Source organism: Bartonella sp. MR168JLCBS (genome assembly GCF_042194175.1).
The window spans coordinates 285-1,254 of record NZ_JBHIMP010000111.1 but is presented as its reverse complement, the minus strand read 5'-3'; the positions used below and the strand labels follow the sequence as shown (position 1 = coordinate 1,254).

The window sequence follows — 970 nt, the reverse complement described above, 5'->3', positions numbered from 1 at the left end:
GTCTTCGTTTTCCCTTTTTTAATGGGGGGCAGATTGTCGCTTCTGTCGCGGTAGCACGTGCACAGCGTGATCAAGCTTTTATTACTTATCGGGCTGCTGTGTTGGGAGCTTTAGAAGATGTAGAAAATGCGCTTGTAAAATTGAAGAACGAACATCAGCGTCTAGAAAAACTGATCGTTGCAAATAAAGCTTCTTTGCATTCTTTACAACTTGCACGGAGGCTTTTTGAAAATGGAAATACCAGCTTCCTTGAATTGTTAAATGCTGATCGCTCCTATTATTCTGCACAAATGGCGCTGAAAGATAGCCGTGTTTCTTTGGTTATCCAATATATTGCATTGATGAAAGCTTTGGGTGGTGGATGGGATGGCGTCGTTGATGTGTCACGTTCGGAAGTCGTCGATGGTGTTACCAGTTCACAGGCAAAGGTAAGACAATGAAAAACAGTTTCATCAAAAAATTTATTACAAAACGCAAAAAACTTTCCCTATTTTTAGCGGGTATATTCTTTGTCGTCTTGTTGTTGTGGCTGCGTTCTGTTTTTTTTGGAACACCATCACCTACTTATATGACGGCGGTGGTAAAGCGTGGTGATGTTGAGGAAAGTGTTTTGGCTTCTGGTCTTGTGCGTCCTTATCGCTTAGTTGCTGTTGGTGCACGTACGACAGGGCGTGTGGTGTCAATGCCTGTTTTTCCCGGAAGTGTTGTCAAAGAGGGCGATCTCTTGGCAGAAATTGATTCTACAGATCAGGAAAATGATCTGAAAAGAAAAAAAGCAATATTATCACACTATTATGCGAGCCTGCTAGAACAACAAGCTTATCTTTCTCTTGCTCAGAAAAATTTAGCACGTCAGAAAAAAATGATCAAAACGCACGCCATTTCGCAGGCTAATTTCGATGAAGTTGTGACACAATTAAAAACACGCGAGGCGCAAATTGCTCAGCTTCACCAGCAGATTGTACAAGCA

At 41.9% G+C, this 970-nt stretch carries 2 protein-coding genes; both read left to right on the top strand.

Annotated elements, in window-relative coordinates; all coding sequences use genetic code 11:
• Nucleotides 1-440 (top strand): TolC family protein (locus ACFIK8_RS09545; RefSeq protein WP_375669287.1); only part of this gene is annotated, 440 nt, incomplete at its 5' end.
• Nucleotides 437-970: efflux RND transporter periplasmic adaptor subunit (locus ACFIK8_RS09540; RefSeq protein ID WP_375669286.1), on the top strand; the 534-nt coding region annotated here is incomplete at its 3' end. The genes ACFIK8_RS09545 and ACFIK8_RS09540, both read left to right, overlap by 4 nt.